Source organism: Peribacillus folii (assembly GCF_030271255.1).
GTDB lineage: Bacteria > Bacillota > Bacilli > Bacillales > DSM-1321 > Peribacillus.
In genome coordinates this window covers 81,558-105,469 of the sequence record NZ_JASJOM010000011.1, presented here as the reverse complement: position 1 = coordinate 105,469, position 23,912 = coordinate 81,558, and the positions used below count along the sequence as shown (strand labels likewise).

The following is a 23,912-nucleotide window of genomic DNA, read 5'->3' as shown; positions in this document are numbered from 1 at the left end:
AATGGGAGAACAGCTATCTGTCGTCGTTTGGTCAAAACAAGGCTGCCACTATTGCGAGGAAGTTAAACATTACTTAGAAGAGAAGGACCTTGCGTATCAAACGGTCGATGTTACCAATCAGGATGAACGGAGGGATATTTTAGAAATCAAATATGGCGTCCGATATGTGCCCATCATTGAAATCGGGCGGGGGAATGTATATGAGGGCGTTACAGAAATTGGCATCACCCATCTTGAAAAGGCGCTTGAGCGTTATCATCACAAAAATCCAGCCTATCAATCAAATCCATGAATCGGGAAGATAAACAGATGAATGAGTGAAATCGCATAGATATAATTCCGACTATTCTTGTTAGAATAATGAACTATAGGATTGGAGAGATAATCATGTCACAGCTAATCCGTCTTGCTACTGTTAAGGATGCTCCTGAAGTGCTGAGTCTCACGCTTCGGGCATATGCACCTATTCGGAATTTGAAAATTAAATTTTTGGCTGCGACGGCCGATCTGCAGCTAGTGACGAATAATATTAGGCGAAATCTCACTTATGTATTGGAACGGGATGGGCAAATTGTATCGACCGTGACCGTTCGCCATCCATGGAATGATCCTGAGCATTTCAGTCCCTACCCCTTCATTTGGTGGTTTGCGGTGGATCCCTTATTTAAGCAAAAAGGCATCGGATCGGCTTTGTTAACTTGGGTGGAAGAAAATATGCTTCGGGATCAGGTGAAAGCGCCGGCTGTCTATTTGGCGACAGCTGATCGCCACCCTTGGCTTGTATCCATTTATGAAAGAAGAGGCTATGAGATTTTTGCCGAACGAGTTCACGATGGCGAAAAGATTGTCTACCTACGTAAAATTCTAGATGAAACGCTGTATCGCATGATCGAAAATAAAGAACCATTGGTTAGTCATTAAAAACGCCGGGGGAATTGAGATGAAAAAAACATTATTATTGATGATGGCACTGCTGCTGACTTTTTTAGGAGCTTGCTCTTCGAAAGAAACAGCGAGTACAGCAAAATCAAATGCAGGTGATAAAGATAATAAAAAAGTTCAGAAAATCATGGTAGGAACAGGCACGCAATTCCCGAATATTTGCTTTTTGGATAAGAACGGCAAGCTGACAGGATATGATGTCGAGTTGGTTCGCCAAATCGATGAAAAGCTCCCTGAATATGAATTTGAATTTAAAACGATGGATTTTTCTAATCTTTTATTAAGTTTAGAGACGAATAAAATCGATTTCGTTGCTCATCAAATGGAAGTGAATGACGAACGAAAAGAGAAATTCCTCTTTAATAAGGAACCATATAATGTCTTTCCCCTACAGGTTACCGTTCATAAGGACAACAATGATATTCATTCCATTAAGGATTTAAAAGGGAAAAAAGCGATAGTGAGTGCAACAAGCAATTCAGCCGTATTCCTTGAAAAGTACAATCAAGAAAATAATGCCGGCATAGAAATCATCTATTCAGGTCAAGGTGCTGATGATACGAAGAATCAAATCAAAACGGGCCGGGCCGATGCCACCATCACGACACCATTTGCAGTCGACTTCTTAAATGAACAAGCAGATGCACAGCAGAAGGTCGTCGGCGAGCCGCTTCTTAATTCAAAGGTATACTTTTTGCTTAGAAAGGATGAAACGCCCTTACAGAAGAGGATCGATGAAGCACTAGTGGAGCTGAAAAAGGAGGGCGCAGTGAGTGAACTGAGTAAAAAGTGGCTGGGTGCAGACTATTCAGTCGGATTTTAAGTCGTAAGCGCGGAGGTGGTAAAGCATGGGGAAGTCATTCGATCCTTCTTTAATAGTCAATTTCGTACCGACTTTAATCCATTATCTTGGGGTTACGCTGCAGATCCTGGCAGCCTCGGTTTCTTTAGGGATGATCCTTGGGATAACGGCTGCCATCCTGAGGGTATTCCGTATCCCGATCTTGAATCAATTTGTCATACTGTATATTTCGTTCATACGCGGAACTCCTATTTTAATCCAATTGTTTCTAGTGTTTTATGGGCTGCCTGCCATCCTATTATTCATTAACATCGATATTTCAAGAATGGAGGCTCTGTATTTTGTCATTATTACGTATGCACTAAGTAATGGGGCGCATTTTGCGGAGATTTTTCGAGGGGCGATAAAGGCTGTCGATCATGGCCAAACGGAAGCAGCCTATTCGGTTGGGATGAATAATGGTCAAAGTTTTAGGCGGATCGTACTCCCTCAGGCAATACGGATCGCTTTTCCGAATATTGCCAACGCCATCATCGGATCATTGAAGGATACCTCCCTTGCCTTTACCATCGGCGTGATGGATATGATGGGGAGAGGAGAGACGTTGATTGCTGCAACGGCACATGGTCTCGAAGTCTATCTCTCCTTATCGATCATCTATTATGCAGTCGTGCTATTGTTCGAGAAAATATTTAGATTGTATGAAAATCGCATCAATCGGCATCAGGCCGTCAATGTGTCAGCTGCTGGATAACAAAAGGGGGAGGGAAGGCTTTGACGATTGATATTCTATTTATCTGGACGGCTTTCAAGGAGATCTTGAAAGCACTTCCCACTACGCTTTTCTTGACGATTCTGCCTCTTTTTGCAGGTTTCTTGATCGGTCTGGCCGTTGCCTTGATCAGGATATATAAAGTGAAATACTTATCTGGCGTTGCCAATGGATATGTCTCTTTCTTCAGAGGAACGCCAATCATTATGCACATCATGCTCATTTATTTCGGTCTTCCCTTATTGATCGATCAAATTTCAGCTAAATTCGATTGGGGCTTTCAATCGAATTCGATCCCGATTAGTTTATTCGTCTTAACCGCTTTATCGTTGAGTGCGGGGGCTTACTTATCCGAAATATTCAGGTCCGGGATCATCAGTGTCTCCAATGGGCAAATGGAGGCAGCTTATTCCATAGGCATGAATACCTTTCAAGCGATGACACGCATTGTTCTGCCGCAGGCAATGGCTCAATCCATTCCGAATTTCACGAATATTTTCATTGGTTTTTTGCATACGTCATCGATCGCTTTCATTGTATCGCAAAAGGAAATCACAGGTGCAGCCAATATTGTTGCCTCGACCAATTTGAAATTTTTGGAGTCTTTTATCGCTGCTGGTTTCATTTACTGGGGTCTCACAATCATGGCAGAGGGACTTTCGTTTTTCATCGAAAAAAAAGCCACTGCCTATAATCGAGGAGGATTACAATGATTTATTTGAAAGATATAAGAAAATCATTTAACCAGCAGCCCGTCCTAAAAGGGATCAACTTGAAAGTGGGCAAGGGTGAAGTCGTTGCCATTCTTGGACCAAGCGGATCTGGGAAAACGACCTTGCTAAGGTGCTTGAACTTTCTCGATAAGCCAGATGAAGGCATTGTTCAAGTGGGAGATGTACAGGTGAAGACCAAGAAAGCGACCAAAAGGGAAATCTTGTCACTTAGAAGGCAATCTGCGATGGTTTTTCAGCATTATAACTTATTTGCTCATAAAACCGTTTTGGAAAATGTGATGGAAGGGTTAATTGTAACGAAAAAATATAAGAAGACGGATGCGAAACGAGAAAGCGAGCTAATGCTAAAAAAAGTGGGGTTGGAAGATAAGCATCACCATTACCCTTCGCAATTGTCAGGCGGTCAGCAGCAACGTGTGGGCATTGCCAGGGCTCTTGCTTTGAATCCGCAAGTCATCCTATTCGATGAGCCGACATCGGCACTGGACCCAGAGTTGGTCGGGGAAGTGCTTTCTGTGATAAAAACCATTGCCCAGGAAGGCATCACGATGGTGATTGTCACCCATGAAATGAGCTTTGCCAGGGAGGTATCCGATCGAGTTCTCTTCATGGACGGCGGAGTCATCGTCGAAGAAGGCTCGCCACTTGAAATTTTCAATGCTCCAAAGGAAGAGCGAACTCGACAATTCTTGAACAGGATATCAAGGGATATTCCCATACCGTATCTGGAAGAAAAGGCTAATTGAAGGAAGGGGCCTAGGAGGAAGATGACAAATACAATCGTAATCAATGAATTGATTGAAGAAGACAGAGAGAAGGTCCGCCGTTTATTGGTAGAAAGTTATCAACAGTATGAATTGGAATATTCGGACCCGGAGGCTTGGAAGGGATATTTAAAAAATATTCAATCCTCCGTGGATAATCCACATGTCGATAAAGTATTGGTTGCAAAGTGCCAACAGGATATCCTTGGTACCTTACAGCTTTTTCAATCCTCTGAAAAGGCATATGAAAAGCCAGAACTTGGCATTGTTTCACCAATCATTCGGTTGCTGGCCGTTCATCCCCAATCAAGGGGGCGCGGTATCGCACAGGAGTTATTAAAAGCTAGTGTACAGTATGCAAAGTCGCAAGGTGCGTCCAGTTTGTATCTGCATTCTACCGATAAAATGCATAAGGCCATTAAATTATATGAATGGTTTGGCTTTAAACGGGATCAAACGAAGGAATTCCAAAATCATGATATTTTAGTGAAATGCTATCGCTTGGATTTATAAAAGGAGGCGGCTTTATGAGTCGAGAGCTGGAAAACCGTTTAATATCGATACGGCGCCATTTACATCAATTTCCGGAGTTATCGAATGAAGAATTCGAAACGACAAGGTCCATTCAAAAGTGGCTGGAGGAAGAAGATATAGAAATCCGTCAGACAGGATTGAAAACAGGTGTTTTTGCCGATATAAAGGGTGGAAAACCCGGACCTACAGTAGCGATAAGGGCAGATATCGATGCTCTCCCGATCGAGGAGAAGACCGGGCTTCCTTTTGCTTCGAAGGTGAAGGGAGTTATGCATGCCTGCGGGCACGACTTCCATACGGCTGCTGTCATTGGAGCTGCATACTTGTTAAAGGAATATCAATCGGAGCTGAGCGGAACCGTGCGCCTGCTTTTTCAACCAGCAGAAGAATTGGGCGGCGGTGCTGCGCATGTGATAAAAGATGGTCAAATCGAAGATGTAGCGACCATAATCGGATTGCATAATAAACCCGATTTACCTGTAGGGACCATAGGGATAAAAGAAGGGCCGTTAATGGCAGCAGTGGACCGTTTTCATATTGTGCTTCAAGGCAAGGGCAGTCACGCGGCGATCCCCCAAAATGGAAATGATCCTATAGCAGCCGGCGCCCAGCTCATCACCGCCCTTCAAACCATCGTAAGCAGGAATGTATCCCCCCTGGAAAGTGCAGTGGTGAGCGTGACGAGGATAACCGGGGGAAGCACATGGAATGTGATTCCGGGGGAAGTGATCCTTGAAGGAACGATACGGACTTTTGAACCTGTAATAAGAGAGGAAGTAAAGAAAAAGTTTTATTCGATCGTGAATCATATCGCTGCCGCTTTTTCACAGGAAGCTGTGATTGGCTGGTTTCCTGGCCCCGCTGCTCTTCATAATCATTCAGCTATTACGGAAATGGCACGAAGTTCCGCTTTGGGGCAAACATTGGAAGTTATTGAACCATGCCCATCGATGGCGGGGGAGGATTTCGCTTATTACCTTCAGCATATCCCGGGAAGCTTTGCCTTTTTTGGTACGAATGGAAACGAAGACTGGCATCACCCTGCATTCACCGTTGATGAAAAAGCGATAATGAAGGCTGCCTATTTTTTATCTGCAAGTGCCAAGGATTTATTGGGTAAACATGGAGAGTGGTTAAGGCAGGATTTGCCCAGGACATTTGGGGAAAGTCTTTGTACGTTGGATTGAAGATTCTATAAGGTGAGGGCAAAGGAATGAGAGACAAGGAGGATCCCGGTCTCTGATATTCCTTCTTCTTATCGCCATACATACCTTTTTCTAGAATGAAAAGGGACATTTCAGCAGCTGCAGTATTTTTAAAACGATTAGCCTTTTCCAGCTTGGAATCCGGGATATTTAGTCATTCCACCGTCAGCGTACAAGGTCAGGCCCGTCACGTAGCTTGATTCACCAGAGGCCAGCCAAGCTGCACACGCGGCAATTTGCTCCGGTTTACCAATATACCCCATCGGTATTAGGTCAATGACCTGTTGCTTCGCTTTTGGGTCATTGAACTTCTCGGCATTAATGGGCGTGTCGATGGCGCCAGGTGAAATGTTATTGATGCGAATGCCCTTTGGGGCGTATTCAAGTGCCAGGGTTTCCGTCATCATTTTCACTCCTCCCTTGCTTGCTGCATAGTGGACAAAATGCGGCCAAGGAATCCGATCATGGACGGAGGACATGTTAATGATATTCCCCTTGATGTCATGATCCAGCATATAGCTGATCGCTTCCCGGCTTGCCAAGAACATCCCGGTTAAATTTACATCGATGACCTTCTGCCAATCTTCAAGTGTCAATTTTTCACTGGGCACTTCATTTTCAATACCCGCATTGTTGATCATGATATCGATTGTACCGAAAGTAGCGGCAGCGAATGAAAGTAATTTCCTCACATCCGCTTCCTTTGAAACATCGCCCTGAATGGCTGCCGCTTTGCCGCCGGCTGCTTCGATCGTTTGGATGATTTCCTTATGATCGTCATTTTCAGTATGATAGTTCAATACTACATGTGCCTTTTCCTTACCGAATCTTTCGGCCATGGCTTTTCCTAACCCTTTTGCCGCTCCGGTGATGACGACCACTTTATTCTCTAAATCTTTATACATGATAAATCACTCCTTGAATCATTCTTTGGTAAAGCCGATCATGACGCCGCCAGCAATGACGAGTACACAGCCGATCATGACGAAGGTCATTTGCTTTTTCGATTTTTTCTCCCCTAAGAGAAAGATGCCGCCCAACGTGGAAATGACGATCCCCATTTGGGAAAAGGAGAAGGCAATGGCGACGCCAACCTTTGGATTGGCGAGCAGCAGGCCAATATTCCCGACTGCCCACATCAGTCCTGTCAGGATATTTCTTCCGGCATATTTATTGAATGGTTTATGCTTGAGGGAGAGCAGCAGGGCCGCCAGAAACATGCCGATTGCCTGCGGCAGGATCGCGGACCAGCCGTCTACTTCATTCCATCTGACAACGATGACATATGTAACATAACCTGCTGTTGAGATGGCCAGATGAATAATCCCTTTTTTCATGCTGCCTTGTTTTTTTTCACCACCGTCACCATAGCTTGTCAGCAAGACACCCGTAATCAAGCAAATGATTGCAGCGATGCCTATGAGGATCGTAAGCTTGTCATTCCATTCCCTGAAAATGATTACGGCGAAAAAAGTATTTCCTAAAATTTGCAGCCCTGTCGAAATGGGAACGGTTTTGGAGACCCCAATTTCTTTGACACTATTAAACTGAAATAACTGTCCGAACGCCCACCCTATTCCGGATATGATGCCGACTATCCAGACCACACTGCTCCATTCCGGGGGATTGATGAAAGACATTACGATGGCGAACAGTAATGAACCGACCGTAATGCCGAGTGTTTGATTATAAGAACTGCCTCCAAGTTTTTCGGAAACAAGCACCAAACTGCCCCAAGTCAAAGCGGGGAGAAGTGCCAAGAGAATACCTTCCACGAATTTCAACTCCTAAATGGGAAAATCCTTTTTTAAATGAATAGTAATTACTTAGGTAGCGAGCTTTTGATTTATATTAAATTCCCTTTACCCGAGAAAGAAAACATGGTATTCATTTACCAATTTGAAATATTCTTCTTTCACTTGGATGGGTTGTCAGGGTGTAAACAATGAAATGGTGCGTGATTTATGATACGTTTAATTTAAAAAAGATAGGAGCAATAAGATGACGACATTGAATGGATGGTTTGAGAAGGGAATTCCAGCCGAAGAATTTGTTTCTTCTATGAAGGTACATAAAGAAAGCTTGCAGTCGATTCATGAGCGTTTTGCCATTTCTGCAAAAGATCAGGATTTATTTGATGAATGGAAAGTGAAAGATCTTCGGGCCATTGTCATTACCGAAGATTGGTGCGGTGACGCGATGATGAATATACCGATCCTATTGAATATTGCGGAAGCGGCGAATATCGAGACGCGCATGGTTTTACGAGATGAAAACCTTGAACTGATGGATCAATACTTAACGAATGGTACAGCGCGTTCGATCCCCATCTTTATATTCATTGATAAGCATGGCGAGGAAAGAGCTGTATGGGGACCGCGTGCACCTAAAGTGCAGGATTATGTCATGGAGCTGCGTTCAGTTTTGCCAGCCAAGGATGATGAACGATTTGAGGCTGAGCAAAAGGAAGTCTTTAAAAAAATCACAAAGGCATTTTCTGAGGATAGAAACCTTTGGGACGAAGTATACGGCAGCATCAAGGAAACATTAAGAAAAATTGATTAACGGGGATTGCAGACTATAAACACCCTCTTATAGTCATTGAAGGTGTTTACGGTTATTTTGTTTGGGAAATTCACCCTTGTACTATAAACCGAAACTAGAATCCCTTATTCCCTACTCCTGCTTGAAAAGCAAAGAAAATATCAAAAAGGTTTCGGAATGAGTCCATTCCGAAACCTTTTTGTCTAGCTTTGCTTCCGAGGATGTTCTGAATGCCAGCCCATGGATAAGACCATTGTGCCTGACGTCATCGCTTTATCTTACCCTTTTACTACTTCCTGACCGCGAACATTCCATGTGAATGCAAATACGATTACTGCAAGAACACAAGAAATTGTGATTAATGTAAAGCCTGCATTCCAACCTGCAAAGTCCACTACATATCCCATCATGGCATTTGCTGCTACAGACCCACCTAAGTATCCAAACAAGCCAGTTAATCCGGCTGCAGTACCGGCAGCTTTTTTAGGAACTAGATCAAGTGCTTGTAACCCTATTAACATTACAGGTCCATAAATCAAGAACCCGATCGCAATCAAGGAAATGATATCGACCATGGGGTTTCCTGCGGGATTAAACCAGTAAACCAGGACAGCGATTAATACTCCCAGCATAAAAACGACCCCCGCCGGTCCACGACGACCTTTAAAGACTTTATCCGATATATATCCGCATAATAAAGTTCCGGGTATGCCAGCCCATTCGTACAAGAAGTAAGCCATACTCGATTTGTCCATATTAAAACCTTTTTCTTCGCTCAAATAGGTCGGTGCCCAATCAAGCACACCATAACGGACGAAATATACGAAGATGTTTGCAATAGCGATCGCCCAGACCCATTTGTTATTCAATACATATTTGAATAGAATCTCTTTTGTTGTCAATTCCGTTTCAAACAACTTTTTCGTTTTATTAGGATAATCATTGCGATATTCTTCAATTGGCGGTAAACCAACTGATTGAGGTGTATCTCGTATTAAGAGAAATGAAATGAGAGCAATTACTATAGCAACTAATGCAGGTAGTATGAAAATTCCTTCATAACCAGCATAAGAAGAGCCCATTGATGTAGCAAAGATGGAGACACCTGCAATGGCCAATGGTGCCATTAAGCCGCCGCCCACGTTATGGGCAACATTCCATATCGCTGTTTTTCCCCCTCTTTCACTTACACTATACCAGTGAACAAGTACTCGACCTGATGGGGGCCAGCCCATTCCTTGAAACCATCCATTAATGAATAACATGATAAACATGATTGCAACCGATGACGTAAAGAAGGGAACGAATCCCATGAGGAGACTTACGATCCCGGCTAGAATCAAGCCTGCCGGCAAGAAGTATCTTGCATTGCTTCGATCTGAGACGGTTCCCATTACAAACTTACTTATTCCGTAAGAGATGGAAATAGCAGACAACGCTAGTCCCAGCTGTCCGGTTGTAAACCCTTCTTCCTTTAAATAGGGCATGGCCATGGAAAAGTTTTTACGAATTAAATAATATGCTGCATAACCAATGAAGATCCCGATGAAAACTTGCAATCTGAGTTTCTTGTATTCAGAATCGATTTTTTCCTCAGGTAATCTTTTCATTGGCGGGGCAGGCTTAAACATTTTGAACATCTCAATCCTCCTTGATAAATTCAAGTTATGAACTGGCTAAGAAAGGGCGATAACACAAAAAAACCCATACCAAAATAGCACCCCTCATGTTGACAGGTTCTATTAAAGCATGGGTCTCCATATCTCCACCATCGTTAACTTGTAATGAAAATAATACCTGCATATAAAAGTGTTGTCAACGTTCTCATATGACCAGTGTTAGCTGACCATCCGCCACAGGTAACGCTATAAAATCCATGAATGAAATCGAGGAGGGGTTCTTGCGACTTCAAAGGATTTTTAAGGCTTTCTTAGTTGCGAAAAAAATAAAAATCGAATTTTTTTGTCCGCACAATATGGACAACGAGAAAATAATCCATTATTATGATGGGTATAACCATTAATATAAAGGGATTTACGTTAAAGTCTTCTGTTTTTATGGAGAGGACACATGTGTTTTCTTGAAAATCTATATTCTTTACATCTTGTTTTTAGAATGGGAGTAAATCACTTATTCCGACCGATAATGAGGGGGTATATGAAATGACTAGTGAATCATTAAATCGATTTTTAACAGATAATTTGAACGATTTAAAAGATAAAGGTCTATATAACGTTATTGATCCGGTAGAAGGTCCAAACGGTCCGGTAATCACGATTGCAGGCAGAGAGCTGATCAATTTATCATCCAATAACTATTTAGGCTTGGCCACGGATCAACGATTGATTGATGCCTGCATCGAAGCGACGAAGAAATATGGTGTCGGAGCAGGAGCGGTCCGTACGATCAATGGAACGTTGGATATTCATGTGAAATTGGAAGAAAAGCTGGCGGAATTTAAGCATACGGAAGCGGCCATTGCTTATCAATCTGGATTTAATTGTAATATGGCAGCGATTTCAGGAGTGATGGATAAGAATGATGCCATCCTTTCAGATGAACTGAACCATGCTTCAATCATTGACGGATGCCGTTTGTCCAAAGCGAAAATCATTCCATTCATCCATTCCGATATGGAGGATTTACGATCAAAGGCACGTCAAGCGAAAGAGTCGGGATTGTATAACAAGGTCATGGTCATTACGGATGGTGTGTTTTCCATGGACGGGGATATTGCCAAGCTTCCTGAAATCGTGAAGATTGCCGAAGAGTTTGACTTAATTACGTATGTTGATGATGCGCATGGTTCTGGCGTATTGGGAAATGGTGCAGGAACGGTAAAACATTTTGGTTTATCCGATAAAGTCGATTTCCAGATTGGCACCTTATCGAAAGCGATCGGTGTTGTTGGCGGCTATGTAGCAGGGAAGAAGGATTTAATCGATTGGCTGAAGGTTAGAAGCCGGCCATTTTTATTTTCAACAGCTGTCACACCTGGAGCAGTGGCTTCGAGCATTGCAGCCATCGATATATTGCTGAACAGTTCGGAGCTTCAAAACAAGCTGTGGGAAAATAGCGCTTACTTGAAAAAAGGTCTTAAGGAATTGGGCTTTGACATCGGAGAGAGCGAAACACCGATCACTCCTTGCATCATTGGCGATGAAGCCAAAACTCAGCAGTTCAGCAAGCGGCTGAATGAAGAGGGTGTATACGCGAAGTCGATCGTATTCCCAACCGTACCAAGGGGAACCGGAAGGGTAAGGAATATGCCGACGGCTGCGCATACGAAAGAGATGCTTGATCGTGCGATAGCGATTTATGAAAAAGTCGGAAAAGAAATGTCAATTATCTAAGCAGATCATATTGCTTGCCGGGAATAAAAAGGGGAGGGATTTTTGATGAAAAAGGTATTAGTCACAGGGGCCCTAGGTCAAATTGGTTCAGAACTTACACTGAAAATGAGAGAGATTTATGGAGCCGACAATGTCGTAGCAACGGATATCCGGAAAACGGAGAGTGCTATCGTTCAATCTGGTCCATTTGAAATTTTGGATGTTACCGATGAAAAAGAGATGTTCAACATTGCCAAGAAGCATGAAGTGGATACCATCATTCACCTAGCTGCTTTATTGTCAGCCACAGCAGAGAAAAAGCCGCTGTTAGCCTGGAATTTGAACATGGGCGGTTTGGTGAATGCGTTGGAAGCCGCACGTGAGCTGGATTGCCGATTATTTACACCTAGCTCGATCGGTGCGTTCGGTCCGACCACGCCTAAAAATGGCACACCGCAAGATACGATACAACGTCCAAACACGATGTATGGCGTGAACAAAGTATCGGGTGAGCTGCTATGTGATTATTACCATCATAAATTTGGCGTTGATACGAGAGGACTGCGTTTCCCGGGACTGATCTCGTATGTCACACCTCCCGGCGGGGGAACCACCGACTATGCTGTTGAAATTTACTATGAAGCGATTAAAAATAGGAAATACACTTCCTACATTGCTAAAGGAACGTATATGGATATGATGTATATGCCTGATGCTTTGGCTGCCATCATGGCTTTGCTGGAGGCAGATGCATCTAAGCTGAAACACCGGAATTCTTTCAATGTATCGGCGATGAGCTTTGCCCCGGAACAAATTGCTGCCGAGATTAAAAAGCATATTCCTGACTTTGTGATGAACTATGAGGTCGATCCTGCAAGACAATCGATTGCAGACAGCTGGCCGAATAGTATCGATTCGACTTGTGCGAAGGAAGAGTGGGGATTCAAAGCGGAATACGATCTGGAAAAAATGACGAAGGATATGCTGGTTAAGCTTGGATTGAAATCTTTTTTAGTTACCGCATAATTGCCCCTAACTGAATAAAAGGGTTGCAAGACTCTTTTATTCAGGTTATTTTATTAAAGTCGTGATTTTTTTTAGCGGTTGAATGATACATTTTTGGAATCATGGAAAAGTAAGCGCTTTCCGATTTAATCTTAGTCTAAGCTGATAAATGTGAAAATTCGCATGAATCCATCAACTTTCAGGATTGCTTGAATTGGAAGCGAGAAATGATTTTTCAAGCGTATGATGATGCCCGCTTCATCACTTCTGTACCACATGACTTCATTGGGAGTATGCAGCAAAAATGACTGTTTAGCAGTGTAGGGGGAAATGGAATGGCAAACAAAGATTTGAATAGGGACCTGAAAGGCCGTCATATTCAGATGATCGCTTTGGGCGGGACAATCGGTGTTGGTTTATTCATGGGCTCAGCCAGCGCGATCAAATGGACAGGCCCGTCTGTCATGTTAGCTTATGCAATCTCAGGTTTATTTATCTTCCTGATCATGCGTGCAATGGGCGAAATGCTATATCTGGAGCCAAGTACAGGCTCATTTGCGACATTTGGCTATAAATATATCCATCCATTGGCAGGCTATATGACCGCTTGGAGTAACTGGTTCCAATGGGTCGTTGTCGGGATGGCTGAAATCATCGCAGTCGGGACATATATGCAGTATTGGTTCCCGGAACTCCCAGCATGGATACCAGGCTTGATTGCAATGGTGATTCTTGGGGCAGCGAACCTGATTTCCGTCAAATCATTTGGTGAAATCGAGTTTTGGTTCTCATTGGTTAAAATCGTTACGATCGTCTTAATGATCGTCGCAGGATTTGGACTTATTTTCTTCGGCTTAGGTAACGGCGGAGACGCAATAGGGCTATCGAATCTTTGGGAACATGGCGGCTGGTTTACAGGCGGTTGGAAAGGGTTCTTCTTTGCACTATCACTTGTTGTCGCAGCATATCAAGGTGTGGAACTGATCGGGATTACAGCAGGCGAAGCGAAGGATCCGCAAAAAACGATCACCAAAGCGATACAAAGCACAATTTGGCGTATTCTCATATTCTATATCGGGGCCATCTTCGTGATTGTAACTGTTTACCCTTGGGACCAACTAAGTGCAATTGGCAGTCCATTCGTGGCAACCTTTGCCAAGGTCGGTATCACGGCAGCAGCTGGCATCATCAATTTCGTCGTCATCACGGCAGCCATGTCTGGCTGCAACAGCGGCATTTACAGTGCAGGACGAATGCTTTATACATTAGGAATGAACGGACAAGCACCTAAATCCTTTGCGAAAGTATCTCAAAGCGGTGTCCCTTTATTCGGTACATTCGGTGTAATCATCGGATTGGCCATTGGAGTCGTGTTAAGTTATATTGCTCCAAAAAACCTATTTGTGTATGTATACAGTGCAAGTGTCCTGCCAGGGATGATTCCTTGGTTCGTCATCTTGATCAGCCAAATTAGATTCAGAAAAATCAAAAGTGCCGAAATGGTCAATCACCCATACAAAATGCCTTTTGCACCTGTAACAAATTACTTGACCATCGCCTACCTGGTTATGGTATTGGTCGGCATGTGGTTCAATGATGAAACGCGCATTTCACTTATTGCCGGAATTGTCTTTTTAGCAATCGTAGTCATTAGTTTTTACGCCTTTGGAATAAGCAAACGCATGCCTGTGGAGCCTCAAAAAGCTGAAAAAGCGGACATTAAAGCAGGTTAACCGCTGAACATGGTGAATGCTTGACATTAAAAAAGGGTGCTGCGGCACCCCTGACCGCAGATCAACTCGGTAATGAATGAGTTGATCTGCGGTTTTTTATTTTGACGTCCATATTATTCTTGGGTCGATAGGTTTGGAACAGCCTTTTCAGTTGTTTATGATTCTGGAATAATCGTAACGCCGATGGTTCGAATAGGAGAGTTTTGTTTATCACTTTGATTCGTAGTATGATAATATTTCACCATTAAATCGTTCAATTCTTCTTGAAAGCTAATAAAACTTTCGTCATCAAGCTTCAGCTCTAACAGTGAAAAGGTTGAACCATCTTCCGAACAGCCCCTTTCTTCCAATTTAGATAGATAGTTTTGATATTGATTCATAAGGGATAATTGGTAATACGAAAAGAAATTCAACTTTTTCTCGTTAGAGGATTTTTTCCATTCTTCCCCGCTAAGTCGTGCTTCTTCTTCATTCAAAACGTAGTATTTTTCGGAAACGGATCTCACTTTTTTCTCTTTTACTATGCGAATGACCCCTGAATCCAAAAGAACCTGTATATGTCTATATAATGTTGCTTGGGGTACATCTTTAATGATTTTTAACATTTCTAATGGTGTTAAACCATTTTCCCTATTTCTCATTAGAGCTTGGGATATCTTTATTCGAACAGGGTGCATTAAAATCTCAGCTTTATTAATCATCTCATTCTCCTCGCGTTGGAAATAACTGAATAACATTTAGTGAACTTTCCTGTTGGTCATGAATAATAAGTTTAACTTGTCATATATTGTAATGTTTGAATCATTGTCATTTCAATAAAAATGACACGTTTCGAAAAATAATAGTACCGAAATATTTTTTCGAAGTAAATAATAACTATTCTTTAATTATTTTATTAAGAAAAAAATAGGTGGAAAATCCCAAATTATATTGTTATCATTATTGATAATGATAACAATATTTCGTTACTAAAGGAGTGGTATATATGGAATTGCATTATGGCTGGAACGAATTGAAAGATATGGATTTCATGTCTATTCTGCCAATCATTTTACCGGTAATTGCAATTGGAATGATTTTAGTGCTTATAGCATTAATTGATTTATACAGAAATCGAAAGTCGAGGAAAAATGTTCTATTGTGGACACTCATCATTATTTTTGCAAATACTATCGGTCCAATTCTGTACTTCGTTATCGGTAGAAAGGACAGTGAAAGAATATGAAATTAGAGATTAAAAATGTTACAAAAAAATTTAAAGAAAAAACAGCGGTCAATAATTTTTCAATGGAATTGCAATCGGGGGAATGTGTTGGATTGATTGGGCCCAATGGGGCTGGTAAATCAACACTGATAAAAGTGATTGCAGATATTATAGATCCAAGTATGGGAGAAGTATTGCTTGATGGTAAGAAAATTTCAAAAATGAAAAAGGAAATAGGCTACTTACCACAATACCCTAACTTCTTTCAATGGATGACCGCCAAAGAAACCCTTACTTTCATGGGGCAGCTCTCAGGTATCAAGAGGGAAGAATTATTAAACGGCATCCCAGAGATATTGTCGAAAGTCGGGTTGAGCGGGGAAGAGAATGCAAAGGTGCGGACTTTTTCGGGCGGAATGAAACAAAGGCTTGGAATTGCACAGGCGCTGTTACATAAACCGGCATTGATTGTCATGGATGAACCGGTTTCGGCATTAGATCCAATCGGCCGGAGAGAAGTGTTGAATATCATAAAAGAGATAAAGAAAGATACGACCATTTTATTATCGACGCATATTTTAAGCGATGCAGAAGAAATATGTGAGAGGTTTGTCATTATAAAAAGCGGTAAAAAAATTGAGGACACAACGATGTCAGAATTATTGAACAGGAATAGCGGAAATAAAATCAATGTCGACATAACCTCTAAAAGTCAAAAATGGATTGAAAACGTTAAAAGCTTGAACTTCGTAAAAGGTGTAGAGGTAATGGGAAATAAATTGAAGATAGAAGTGGAAGATATTGAGTCAAATAAGAATATGTTACTGGCGAATGCTTTGGAGCATAATGTTGATCTTGTCAGGTTCGAAATCGATAACGATACATTGGAAGAGATATTCTTAAAATTGGTGGTGGAAAAATGAATAATTTTGCCGTTTTAGCTAAAAAGGAATTTGTTCAGATGGTACGTGAATTTAAAGTGATTTGGCTGCCGCTTGTATTTATATTTTTAGGAATAACTCAACCAGTTGTAAGCTATTATTTACCTTCAATATTAGAGGCATTGGGCGGGGGCCAAGGGATTACCATTGATCCGAGCATGGCTGCCCAAAAAGGCGGCGAAGTTCTTGCCAGTACTTTAGGGTCTCAATTTGATCAGCTAGGGGTCATGATCATCATCGTTTCCATGATGGGAGTCGTCCAATCAGATAAAGCAAATGGGATGCTTGCTTTCATTCTTACAAGGCCCGTGACGGTTGGATCGTATATAAGCGGGAAAATCATTTCCAATTATCTGTTTGTTGCCTGCAGTGTGGCATTGGGATATTTGGTTTCATATCTATATGTAGTTTTTTTGTTTACAAGTGTTGATTTTGGGGATTTATTAGTGGCTTTACTATTCTATCTGCTGTGGATCCTATTTATCATTTCATTCACGACGATGATCAGTACCATTTTTAATAGCCAGGGTATTATTGCATTAATTTCGATAGTGTTTCTCCTTGGCTGTAGAATCATAGTTGGATTAAGCCCGGTAATAGACAATGTGAATCCGGCAAGCATGAGCAAGCATGCCATGGAAGTACTGATTTTAGGCACAGTCCATTCACAGGCGATTTGGGGTGCATTAGCTGCACTTGCATGGACGGCAGTAACGATATTGGTAACGAACATATGGATTTCTAAAAAGAAATTCAATAACGAATAAGTTGGGGATGGAAATGTGTTAAACATGAAGTGATGGGAGGATGATAACTTTGTTAAGCATCACAGATTTGGAGAAAAGCTACTCAGCCAAGAAGATTTTGAATGGTGTAAATCTAGAAATCAAAAAAGGGGAAACCTTAGGTTTTATAGGAGCAAATGGTGCAGGGAAAACCACGACGCTGAACATTATCACAGGCATTTTAGATTCAGAAAATGGAAAGGTTGAAATAAATGGCCTGACCAAAGATGAATGGTTCCAGGGGCAAAGTGTAAATTATATAGGATGAAACAAGTCGCCCATTCCATGTTTTAATTAGCGAGCTACCCTTCTGAGGGGATAAGCCTATATGTCTTTCTTGAGCAACGGATTTATAGTTTTTTTCCTTCTAAGTACTTTAAAGCGGTATTTGATATTTCGCCTATCGCATACTTAATCAAAAATCCCCAATGAACTGCCCTGTAAATGTTGGTTTTGTATCTAACATTTACAGGGCAGTTCAAAAAGAAGCCATTACATAAGAAACATCGCGACGATGGTTGTGACTGCCAGGCCGATTGCCACCGGCAGCAAATTCCGGCGAGCGAGTTCGAAGGGGCTGACATTACAGATTGCAGCGGCTGGAATCAGTGCCCAGGGAATCAAGGTGCCCCCGCCTACCCAAATTGCAGTGATTTGCCCGAGTGCAGTCAAGGTAGCGGTTCCGCTGCCAATGGCCGTGCCAAATAGTTTGGCTACCGATCCGGCCAAGGATATCCCTGAGAAGCCCGATCCATCAAGGCCCGTAATGGCACCGATGCCGGTTAATGTAATGGCGGCGATCTCCTTCGTCAAAGGAACAGCGGCGGCTAAGGCAGCACCGAGGTCATTGACGATGCCGAGCGATGTTTTTGGTAAATAATCTCCGATGATTTGAGTGAAGCCTGAATCACCTAAATAGAAAAAGGCAGCGATTGGAATGACCGGACCGAATACCTTGAAGCCAAATTGAAAGCCTTGAATCAAATAGGCTGTCGATTTTTCGAGCCCTTGTTGTTTATGGGCGACAAGGGATAAAATCAATAAAATGAAAACCGCCGTACCGCCCACCAACGCCGTCGCGTCTCCGCCTTGCAGCTTCAAAATCGACAACCCCACCACATCAAGCAGAAATGCGAACGGAATAAAAATGGCAAAAAACTTCTTTTGAGCCAGGGTTAGCAGTTCTTCTTCACTCGCTTGATCCTGGATGATGCCTGCATTATCATCTGCCTTTATTCTTCCAAGCTTCATATCCCTCTTCAAGAAAATAAAAGCGGAGAGGGTGGTGACGACCCCCATCGTAATCACCAAGGGAATGCTGGCAGCGATGACATCACCGACTGGAATCGCAGCCGCGTCCGCGGTCAGTTTGGGTGCGGCTTGAATGATGAAATCCCCAGATAATGCGATACCGTGGCCAAATAGGTTCATGGCCATCGCCACGCCTAATGCCGGCAAACCTGCCCGCAACGCTACGGGAAGCAGAACCGCTCCAAGTAAGGCAACCGCCGGTGAAGGCCAGAAAAACCACGAAATGATCATCATGATGATTCCGATTATCCAAAAGGCAAGTGCAGGGTTTTTAATGAATTTCGCAAAAGGAGCAATCATGACATCGTTGATTCCAGACTTGGTCAACACCGTGCTCATGGCAACAATGATGGAAATGATCAAGATCGTCGACATTAATTCCGTAATGGCGAAAATGAAGCTGTTGAATATTCCGCTTATCGAGGAAGCTAAACTTCCTGTAGCCACCAACGCCAACAGGAAAATGCCAATGATGCAAATGAGGGTCGTATCCCGACGCTTTACCATAAATCCAATAATCAATACAATGAATACAACATAAATCCAGTGGAGTGCCGTCAACTCCAGTCCCATGATTCGTCCCCCTCATAAATGTGCCTAGTTACAGATTATGAAGGGAGATCATGGTGGTGAGTGGTTTGGCGAATTTAAGGGGGCTTTCCTTGAACTGGTGAAGGTACAAAACGGGAGAATACACGCATTAATGAAGTGGAGGAAATGGAGTTAGTATAGTTTCATGGACACATTTTAGTTAAGTCCTTACAATGATTTTTGAGAGGATGTGTCCGTCTTGAAACGTAAGAATTTAGGTAAAAAATATAATAACGAATTCAAGAAGACGATTGTCGATCTTTATCACTCGGGTAATTCGGTCAAAGAATTAAGCGACGAATATGGAATATCGGAAGTGACCATTTATAAATGGGTTAAAGAATTTACTCCAATCGGTTTAGGGGAAGAGTCCATGACTCCAAAGGAATTAGCCGCAATTCAGAAGAAAAACTTTCGGTTAAAGCAAGAAGTTGAAATCTTAAAAAAGGCTATGGCCATATACGCGAAAAAGTACCCGAGACAGACCTTACCGAATTTATTGAGGAATACAAGAAACAATATCCCGTACAGAAGATGTGTGAAATACTAGAAATTCCAATAAGCAGCTATTATCAGTCCCTTCAAATAGTCGTATCGAATCGTGAATAGGAAAACCAAGAACTCACGAATGAAATTCATCTTATTTACCTGGAAAGCAAAGGACGATAGGGGCTCTAAAGATTTATGTAAGCTTATTAACTAAAGGGGTATCCCTAAGTCTAAAGCGTGTTCAACGTTTAATGAGCAAGGCGAGAATTCGTTCAATTACCAAGAAAAAATACCGTCCCTATCCATCTAAAGAAAAGGTTATTCAATTGGATAATTTGCTAAAACGAGACTTCACTACTCAGACCATTAATGAGAAATGGGTAGCAGATATTACCTATATCTACACGTTAAAAGACGGATGGTGTTATTTAGCTTCGATTTTGGACCTTCATTCTAAGAAATAGTAGGATATTCATTTGCGCGTTCAATGACGACAAAACTGGTCATAAAAGCTTTCAATAACTCACACTTATCACAAAAGCCCTCGGAGGGCTTAGTTCTTCATACTGATCTTGGCTCACAATATACAAGCAGTGTGTTTACTCAACATATCCAAAACCATCATATTAAGCAATCCTTTAGTCAGAAAGGTTGCCCGTACGATAATGCCTGTATAGAATCCTTTCATGCGAAATTAAAAAAGGAACAAGTCAACCACGTACAATATTTAGACTATTAGACAGCTAAATTAGCGTTTTTCCAATTTATTGAAAGTTGGTATAACCGAAAAAGAATTCACAGCAGCTTAGGATATAAAACTCCACAAACGATTGAGGATCAAATTAAAAATCCAGCTTAAGACTTAACCTTTTTGTGTCCAAAATATTGACTCAAATCCAAAGAGATATTTGAGAATAGATTAAAATTTCAATAAATAAAAGCCCTTCTCTAAAGAGGGGCTTGTTTTTTGAATCTATTTTTTAACGTTTATCCCAGTTTAATAAAGCTTATTCATCGTATTAAATTGGAGTGAACGTTATCCTATACAAAATTGATAATAGTTGTTATGAGTACTAGTACTATTAGAACTGATAGGAAACCTGATATAATTTTCCCAGCTTTTGCGCCTTTATTATCGGAGTAAAAGTTACCAATAATAAAGGCGGGGATGAAAAATATAATTGAATAGAACATTGTATAATGAATACCTGAATCACCATTTGACCAAGCGTTTAATCCGAAATAATTTAAAATAATATCTCCAATGCAAAATTTATCACCAAATCGAAAAGTAAACAAAACTCCGATTAAACAAAGGGCTAAAGAAAGTGAGCCTACTCCAATTTCTGTTGTTTTCTTAACTGTAATTATTGTCATGACTTTTTCCCCTTACCGTTAGGAATTTTCCTGTTTTTTTAAAAAATCCTAATAACTAATTTTATTAGTTTTAAAGATAAAACCTACTAATTTTGTGTACAGCCATAGCAGCTTACCTAAATTATGTTTTTTTTATTTTAACATATCTTATATAAAAAATTGTAAAAATTATTGATATTTATAAAATTATTGGTAAAAAAACTAGATTCTGGATGACGAATTTTACAAACAATTGTAATGATTATGAATGTAAATAAAACTATTTTACTATTTTTGGAGGTATAAGTAATGAAAATGAAAAGAAGTATAATTATATTGATAGGGTTATGTTTATTTTTTTCAACCTTAACTATGTTCTCAACTAACAAAGTTAATGCAGAAGAAATTAATAATGAAAATTCAGCAATCATTGATTTAAAATTGAGTGCAAGTGAAATGAAATTGCAAAAACAGTATGAGACAAGGCTTGTTGAAGAGTTAAAGAACAATGATTCAGACGAGTATCCAGAGGTTTTAGAAGAATTTATTAAGGACAATGAAAGCAAGATTGCTGAAAAATTAAAAGAGGAAAATGCTGAAGATACTGAAGCGATTACTATTAACGATAAGGAAGTAAGCCATAAATATAAAGTTGATGAAAATACTGTCTTGAATGTTGATGCTAATGGGATTACATTAGATGCCTTTGAAGAGGGGGCAGAAAGAGAAGCGACAATAGAAGAAGATTCAAGGTTAGAAGAAGATTCGAGTTTAGAAGAAACTGATGAATTTGAATATGGTTTCCTTCCTATAATAACGAAAGGTATAAGAAATACTTTCCAAGTACCATCTGCTTATGCAGCATCTTCTAAAACCAAATCAGCCAGTCATTATAGAATATGTTACAGTAATATTGGAACTAAATTATACACAGCAAAAATCGCTGCTGATTTCACATATAATGGTAGTACAGTTACAGCTCAAAGAACAACAAATTACATAAAAAGACATTTTGATGGGGCAATGTATAGTATATATGATAAAGCATCTGCTGTAACAAAGCCAAGCTCAAAAAAGCGCACTGCTTATCAGTCAGGAATGGTTAGTTGGGGATTGCACATAAAAGGAGTAGGTTTGGTTTTTGAGGAAAAGTATATACGAGTGAATGTATCAAGTGATCATAATGGTAAAATTAGTAAATCTTCTGTATTAGAATAAGGTGTGGGTGAAATGACAGGATCCTTTTTATTAATAATAGTTGCCATAGTTATCAGTTTGGCCATGTTTAAAATAACCAAAAAGAATAAGTGAGGGAACAGACGTTAAAAGTTAAAGGGGAGCGTATTAATCTCCTTTAACTTTTTTTTTATTAGTTTTATGTTAATTAATTATTACAATCTCTATTGTAATAAATTTGATTATCCTCTATCTTCTTATCTTATGGAAGAAATTAGCTCCTTTTGAATGTAAATAAAGCGTGATATTGATGTGCATCACTTGGATTCCCTTTCACAATCACTCTTACCTGTTTCTACGCATTCTGTTAAATTTTTGGTCTACTGTGTTTGTTCTCCACTGCTCGTTTTCGACCATTCAAATTGATCAATAAATCCATCACCTTTCAAATCATTAGAGTAAGTTTGTTTTTCTTGGGACCCCTGGGGTTTCTGTTCTGCTTCTAATTGGGCCTGACGGTGCTCTTTTGCAATTCTTATTATGGACGGTATTCCTGAACCTAAAACTAAGTCAGCCCGTATATGGGTGCTTTGTTAGAAAATATTTGAAATTAGTGCAAATGATTATTAAATGTAACTCTCGGCGAAACTCTTACTGCATCAATATTTCTGACTAAAGATCCAATGAGTACATTCTTATTAACAAATAGTTTTTCGTAGATATATCGTATTTTTCGCAGATAAATTCTGTTATTCGTAGATAAGACTGCAATTTTCGCAGATAAATTCTATTTTTCGTAGATATTTATAGTAAAATGCTAGTTTGTTATTTATTTTTGAATGAACTTTATTTCAGAACATCATCGAAAATGAGTGTATTAAAGTTAAATATGGCATTTGACCTAATAGAAAAGTGCAAAATCCTCTAATAAAAAAACCCCTTGCGTCATCTGCATGATAAATACGACGCAAGGGGTTTTTTAGGAGGCTTTTTTTGGTAGGGTTTCATTCTAAAACTGATGAAGGTAAGAAAATAAACTCAGTAAATCAGTTATTTAGAAAAGTAACTTGTGAAGCGGAATTCCCTGCTTCTTCACCATATTTTTCCACTACAAACGTAACATAGTCATCCTTGGAAAGGCCAATAGGTAACCCATTCACTTGGTCTATAGGAATGTTTTTAGGGTTGTCAAGGTTGGTATATCCATTATCATACCAAGCAAGCGCTAAAGATTTTAAATCTTTATATCCATAATAGTTTGAGCTTTCTTGGTCATTTTCTAAAAAAGTAACTTGTGAAGCGGAATTTCCTGCTTCTTCGCCATACTGTTCCACAACAAATCTAACAAAGTCATCCCTGGAAAGACCAATAGGCAACCCATTGACTTTGTCTACGGGAATGTTCTTAGGGTTGTCGAGATTCGTATATCCATTGTCATACCAAGCAAGCGCTAAAGATTTTAAGTCCTGATACCCATGGGAGCTTACTTCTTCTTTTTTTTCACTATGAAACGGTGTCGTTTGATTTGGCATAAAATCTCCTAGCCCACTTACCGCAATTCCTCCAGCCATAGTGAAAATGCCTAGTCCTGCTACTAAACTTTTTATCATGGTAATTCCTCCTCTTAATTTTTTGTTTCAATAGATAGACGCATGACGGAGGATGAAAGTTTTCCCATATTTAAAAAATAAG

The 23,912-nt window shown here is 40.6% G+C and carries 24 protein-coding genes and 1 pseudogene; 18 read left to right on the top strand and 7 right to left on the bottom strand.

Annotated elements, in window-relative coordinates; genetic code table 11:
* Position 1 precedes the first annotated feature (1 nt).
* From QNI08_RS18085 to QNI08_RS18050, 8 genes are all read left to right on the top strand, one after another.
* Positions 2-292, top strand: coding sequence for a glutaredoxin family protein (locus tag QNI08_RS18085; RefSeq protein ID WP_285768797.1), 291 nt, complete (start codon positions 2-4; stop codon positions 290-292).
* A gap of 95 nt (positions 293-387) precedes the next feature.
* Complete coding sequence (locus QNI08_RS18080) at positions 388-921, top strand: GNAT family N-acetyltransferase (RefSeq protein ID WP_285768796.1); 534 nt, start codon at positions 388-390, stop codon at positions 919-921.
* Positions 922-940: 19 nt separating this feature from the next.
* Entirely contained in the window at positions 941-1,765 is an 825-nt protein-coding gene (locus tag QNI08_RS18075) for a transporter substrate-binding domain-containing protein (protein WP_285768795.1), read from the top strand.
* Positions 1,766-1,790: 25 nt separating this feature from the next.
* Positions 1,791-2,498 carry an amino acid ABC transporter permease gene (locus QNI08_RS18070; RefSeq protein ID WP_285768794.1) on the top strand — a complete coding sequence of 236 codons (708 nt, stop codon included), beginning with the start codon at positions 1,791-1,793 and terminating at the stop codon, positions 2,496-2,498.
* Positions 2,499-2,518: 20 nt separating this feature from the next.
* Positions 2,519-3,229, top strand: coding sequence for an amino acid ABC transporter permease (locus QNI08_RS18065; protein ID WP_285768793.1), 711 nt, complete (start codon positions 2,519-2,521; stop codon positions 3,227-3,229).
* Positions 3,226-3,996 carry an amino acid ABC transporter ATP-binding protein gene (locus tag QNI08_RS18060; protein ID WP_285768792.1) on the top strand — a complete coding sequence of 257 codons (771 nt, stop codon included), beginning with the start codon at positions 3,226-3,228 and terminating at the stop codon, positions 3,994-3,996. Before QNI08_RS18065 ends, QNI08_RS18060 begins: the two co-directional genes overlap by 4 nt.
* A gap of 21 nt (positions 3,997-4,017) precedes the next feature.
* Complete coding sequence (locus tag QNI08_RS18055; protein ID WP_285768791.1) at positions 4,018-4,527, top strand: GNAT family N-acetyltransferase; 510 nt, start codon at positions 4,018-4,020, stop codon at positions 4,525-4,527.
* A gap of 14 nt (positions 4,528-4,541) precedes the next feature.
* Positions 4,542-5,735 (top strand): amidohydrolase, encoded by a 1,194-nt coding sequence (locus QNI08_RS18050; protein WP_285768790.1) that lies wholly within the window; start codon positions 4,542-4,544, stop codon positions 5,733-5,735.
* A gap of 137 nt (positions 5,736-5,872) precedes the next feature.
* On the opposite strand, the gene QNI08_RS18045 is transcribed toward QNI08_RS18050, so the two are convergent.
* Positions 5,873-6,658, bottom strand: a complete 786-nt coding sequence (locus QNI08_RS18045; protein ID WP_285768789.1) for a glucose-1-dehydrogenase — start codon at positions 6,656-6,658, stop codon at positions 5,873-5,875.
* 18 nt (positions 6,659-6,676) lie between these two features.
* The gene (locus QNI08_RS18040) at positions 6,677-7,528 is read right to left on the bottom strand and encodes a GRP family sugar transporter (protein WP_285768788.1); all 852 of its coding nucleotides are present in this window, start codon (positions 7,526-7,528) and stop codon (positions 6,677-6,679) included.
* 226 nt (positions 7,529-7,754) lie between these two features.
* On the opposite strand from QNI08_RS18040, the gene QNI08_RS18035 reads away from it, so the two are divergent.
* Positions 7,755-8,318 (top strand): thioredoxin family protein, encoded by a 564-nt coding sequence (locus QNI08_RS18035; RefSeq protein WP_285768787.1) that lies wholly within the window; start codon positions 7,755-7,757, stop codon positions 8,316-8,318.
* A 257-nt stretch (positions 8,319-8,575) separates the two neighbouring features.
* Here the strand turns inward: QNI08_RS18035 and glpT are convergent, their stop codons facing one another.
* On the bottom strand, positions 8,576-9,937 hold the full coding sequence (gene glpT, locus QNI08_RS18030) for a glycerol-3-phosphate transporter (protein WP_285768786.1): 1,362 nt from the start codon (positions 9,935-9,937) through the stop codon (positions 8,576-8,578).
* Between the two features lie 522 nt (positions 9,938-10,459).
* Here glpT and QNI08_RS18025 point away from each other — a divergent pair.
* The 3 genes from QNI08_RS18025 (at position 10,460) to QNI08_RS18015 (ending at position 14,367) form a co-directional block, all read left to right on the top strand.
* Complete coding sequence (locus QNI08_RS18025; protein WP_285768785.1) at positions 10,460-11,650, top strand: glycine C-acetyltransferase; 1,191 nt, start codon at positions 10,460-10,462, stop codon at positions 11,648-11,650.
* 45 nt (positions 11,651-11,695) lie between these two features.
* Entirely contained in the window at positions 11,696-12,655 is a 960-nt protein-coding gene (locus QNI08_RS18020; protein WP_285768784.1) for an L-threonine 3-dehydrogenase, read from the top strand.
* Positions 12,656-12,969: 314 nt separating this feature from the next.
* Positions 12,970-14,367, top strand: a complete 1,398-nt coding sequence (locus QNI08_RS18015) for an amino acid permease (RefSeq protein WP_285768783.1) — start codon at positions 12,970-12,972, stop codon at positions 14,365-14,367.
* 155 nt (positions 14,368-14,522) lie between these two features.
* On the opposite strand, the gene QNI08_RS18010 is transcribed toward QNI08_RS18015, so the two are convergent.
* Complete coding sequence (locus QNI08_RS18010; RefSeq protein WP_285768782.1) at positions 14,523-15,068, bottom strand: helix-turn-helix domain-containing protein; 546 nt, start codon at positions 15,066-15,068, stop codon at positions 14,523-14,525.
* Between the two features lie 284 nt (positions 15,069-15,352).
* Between QNI08_RS18010 and QNI08_RS18005 the strand changes: the two genes are divergently transcribed.
* The 4 genes from QNI08_RS18005 to QNI08_RS17990 are packed head-to-tail and all read left to right on the top strand — an operon-like array spanning position 15,353 to position 17,565.
* Entirely contained in the window at positions 15,353-15,592 is a 240-nt protein-coding gene (locus QNI08_RS18005) for a PLD nuclease N-terminal domain-containing protein (RefSeq protein WP_285768781.1), read from the top strand.
* Complete coding sequence (locus QNI08_RS18000) at positions 15,589-16,494, top strand: ABC transporter ATP-binding protein (protein WP_285768780.1); 906 nt, start codon at positions 15,589-15,591, stop codon at positions 16,492-16,494. Before QNI08_RS18005 ends, QNI08_RS18000 begins: the two co-directional genes overlap by 4 nt.
* Positions 16,491-17,279 carry an ABC transporter permease gene (locus QNI08_RS17995; protein WP_285768779.1) on the top strand — a complete coding sequence of 263 codons (789 nt, stop codon included), beginning with the start codon at positions 16,491-16,493 and terminating at the stop codon, positions 17,277-17,279. The genes QNI08_RS18000 and QNI08_RS17995 overlap by 4 nt, the downstream gene beginning before the upstream one ends.
* A gap of 49 nt (positions 17,280-17,328) precedes the next feature.
* Positions 17,329-17,565 (top strand): ATP-binding cassette domain-containing protein, encoded by a 237-nt coding sequence (locus QNI08_RS17990; protein ID WP_285768778.1) that lies wholly within the window; start codon positions 17,329-17,331, stop codon positions 17,563-17,565.
* A 224-nt stretch (positions 17,566-17,789) separates the two neighbouring features.
* On the opposite strand, the gene QNI08_RS17985 is transcribed toward QNI08_RS17990, so the two are convergent.
* Entirely contained in the window at positions 17,790-19,181 is a 1,392-nt protein-coding gene (locus QNI08_RS17985; RefSeq protein ID WP_285768777.1) for a hypothetical protein, read from the bottom strand.
* A gap of 217 nt (positions 19,182-19,398) precedes the next feature.
* Between QNI08_RS17985 and QNI08_RS17980 the strand changes: the two are divergent.
* A pseudogene (locus tag QNI08_RS17980) lies at positions 19,399-20,547 on the top strand (IS3 family transposase).
* Positions 20,548-20,729: 182 nt separating this feature from the next.
* On the opposite strand, the gene QNI08_RS17975 reads toward QNI08_RS17980, so the two are convergent.
* Positions 20,730-21,065: a hypothetical protein gene (locus QNI08_RS17975; RefSeq protein WP_285768776.1), complete on the bottom strand. Its 336-nt coding sequence runs from the start codon at positions 21,063-21,065 to the stop codon at positions 20,730-20,732.
* Positions 21,066-21,353: 288 nt separating this feature from the next.
* Between QNI08_RS17975 and QNI08_RS17970 the strand changes: the two genes are divergently transcribed.
* Positions 21,354-22,262, top strand: coding sequence for a hypothetical protein (locus QNI08_RS17970; RefSeq protein WP_285768775.1), 909 nt, complete (start codon positions 21,354-21,356; stop codon positions 22,260-22,262).
* Between the two features lie 1,004 nt (positions 22,263-23,266).
* On the opposite strand, the gene QNI08_RS17965 is transcribed toward QNI08_RS17970, so the two are convergent.
* Entirely contained in the window at positions 23,267-23,830 is a 564-nt protein-coding gene (locus tag QNI08_RS17965) for a hypothetical protein (RefSeq protein ID WP_285768774.1), read from the bottom strand.
* Positions 23,831-23,912: the final 82 nt, after the last annotated feature.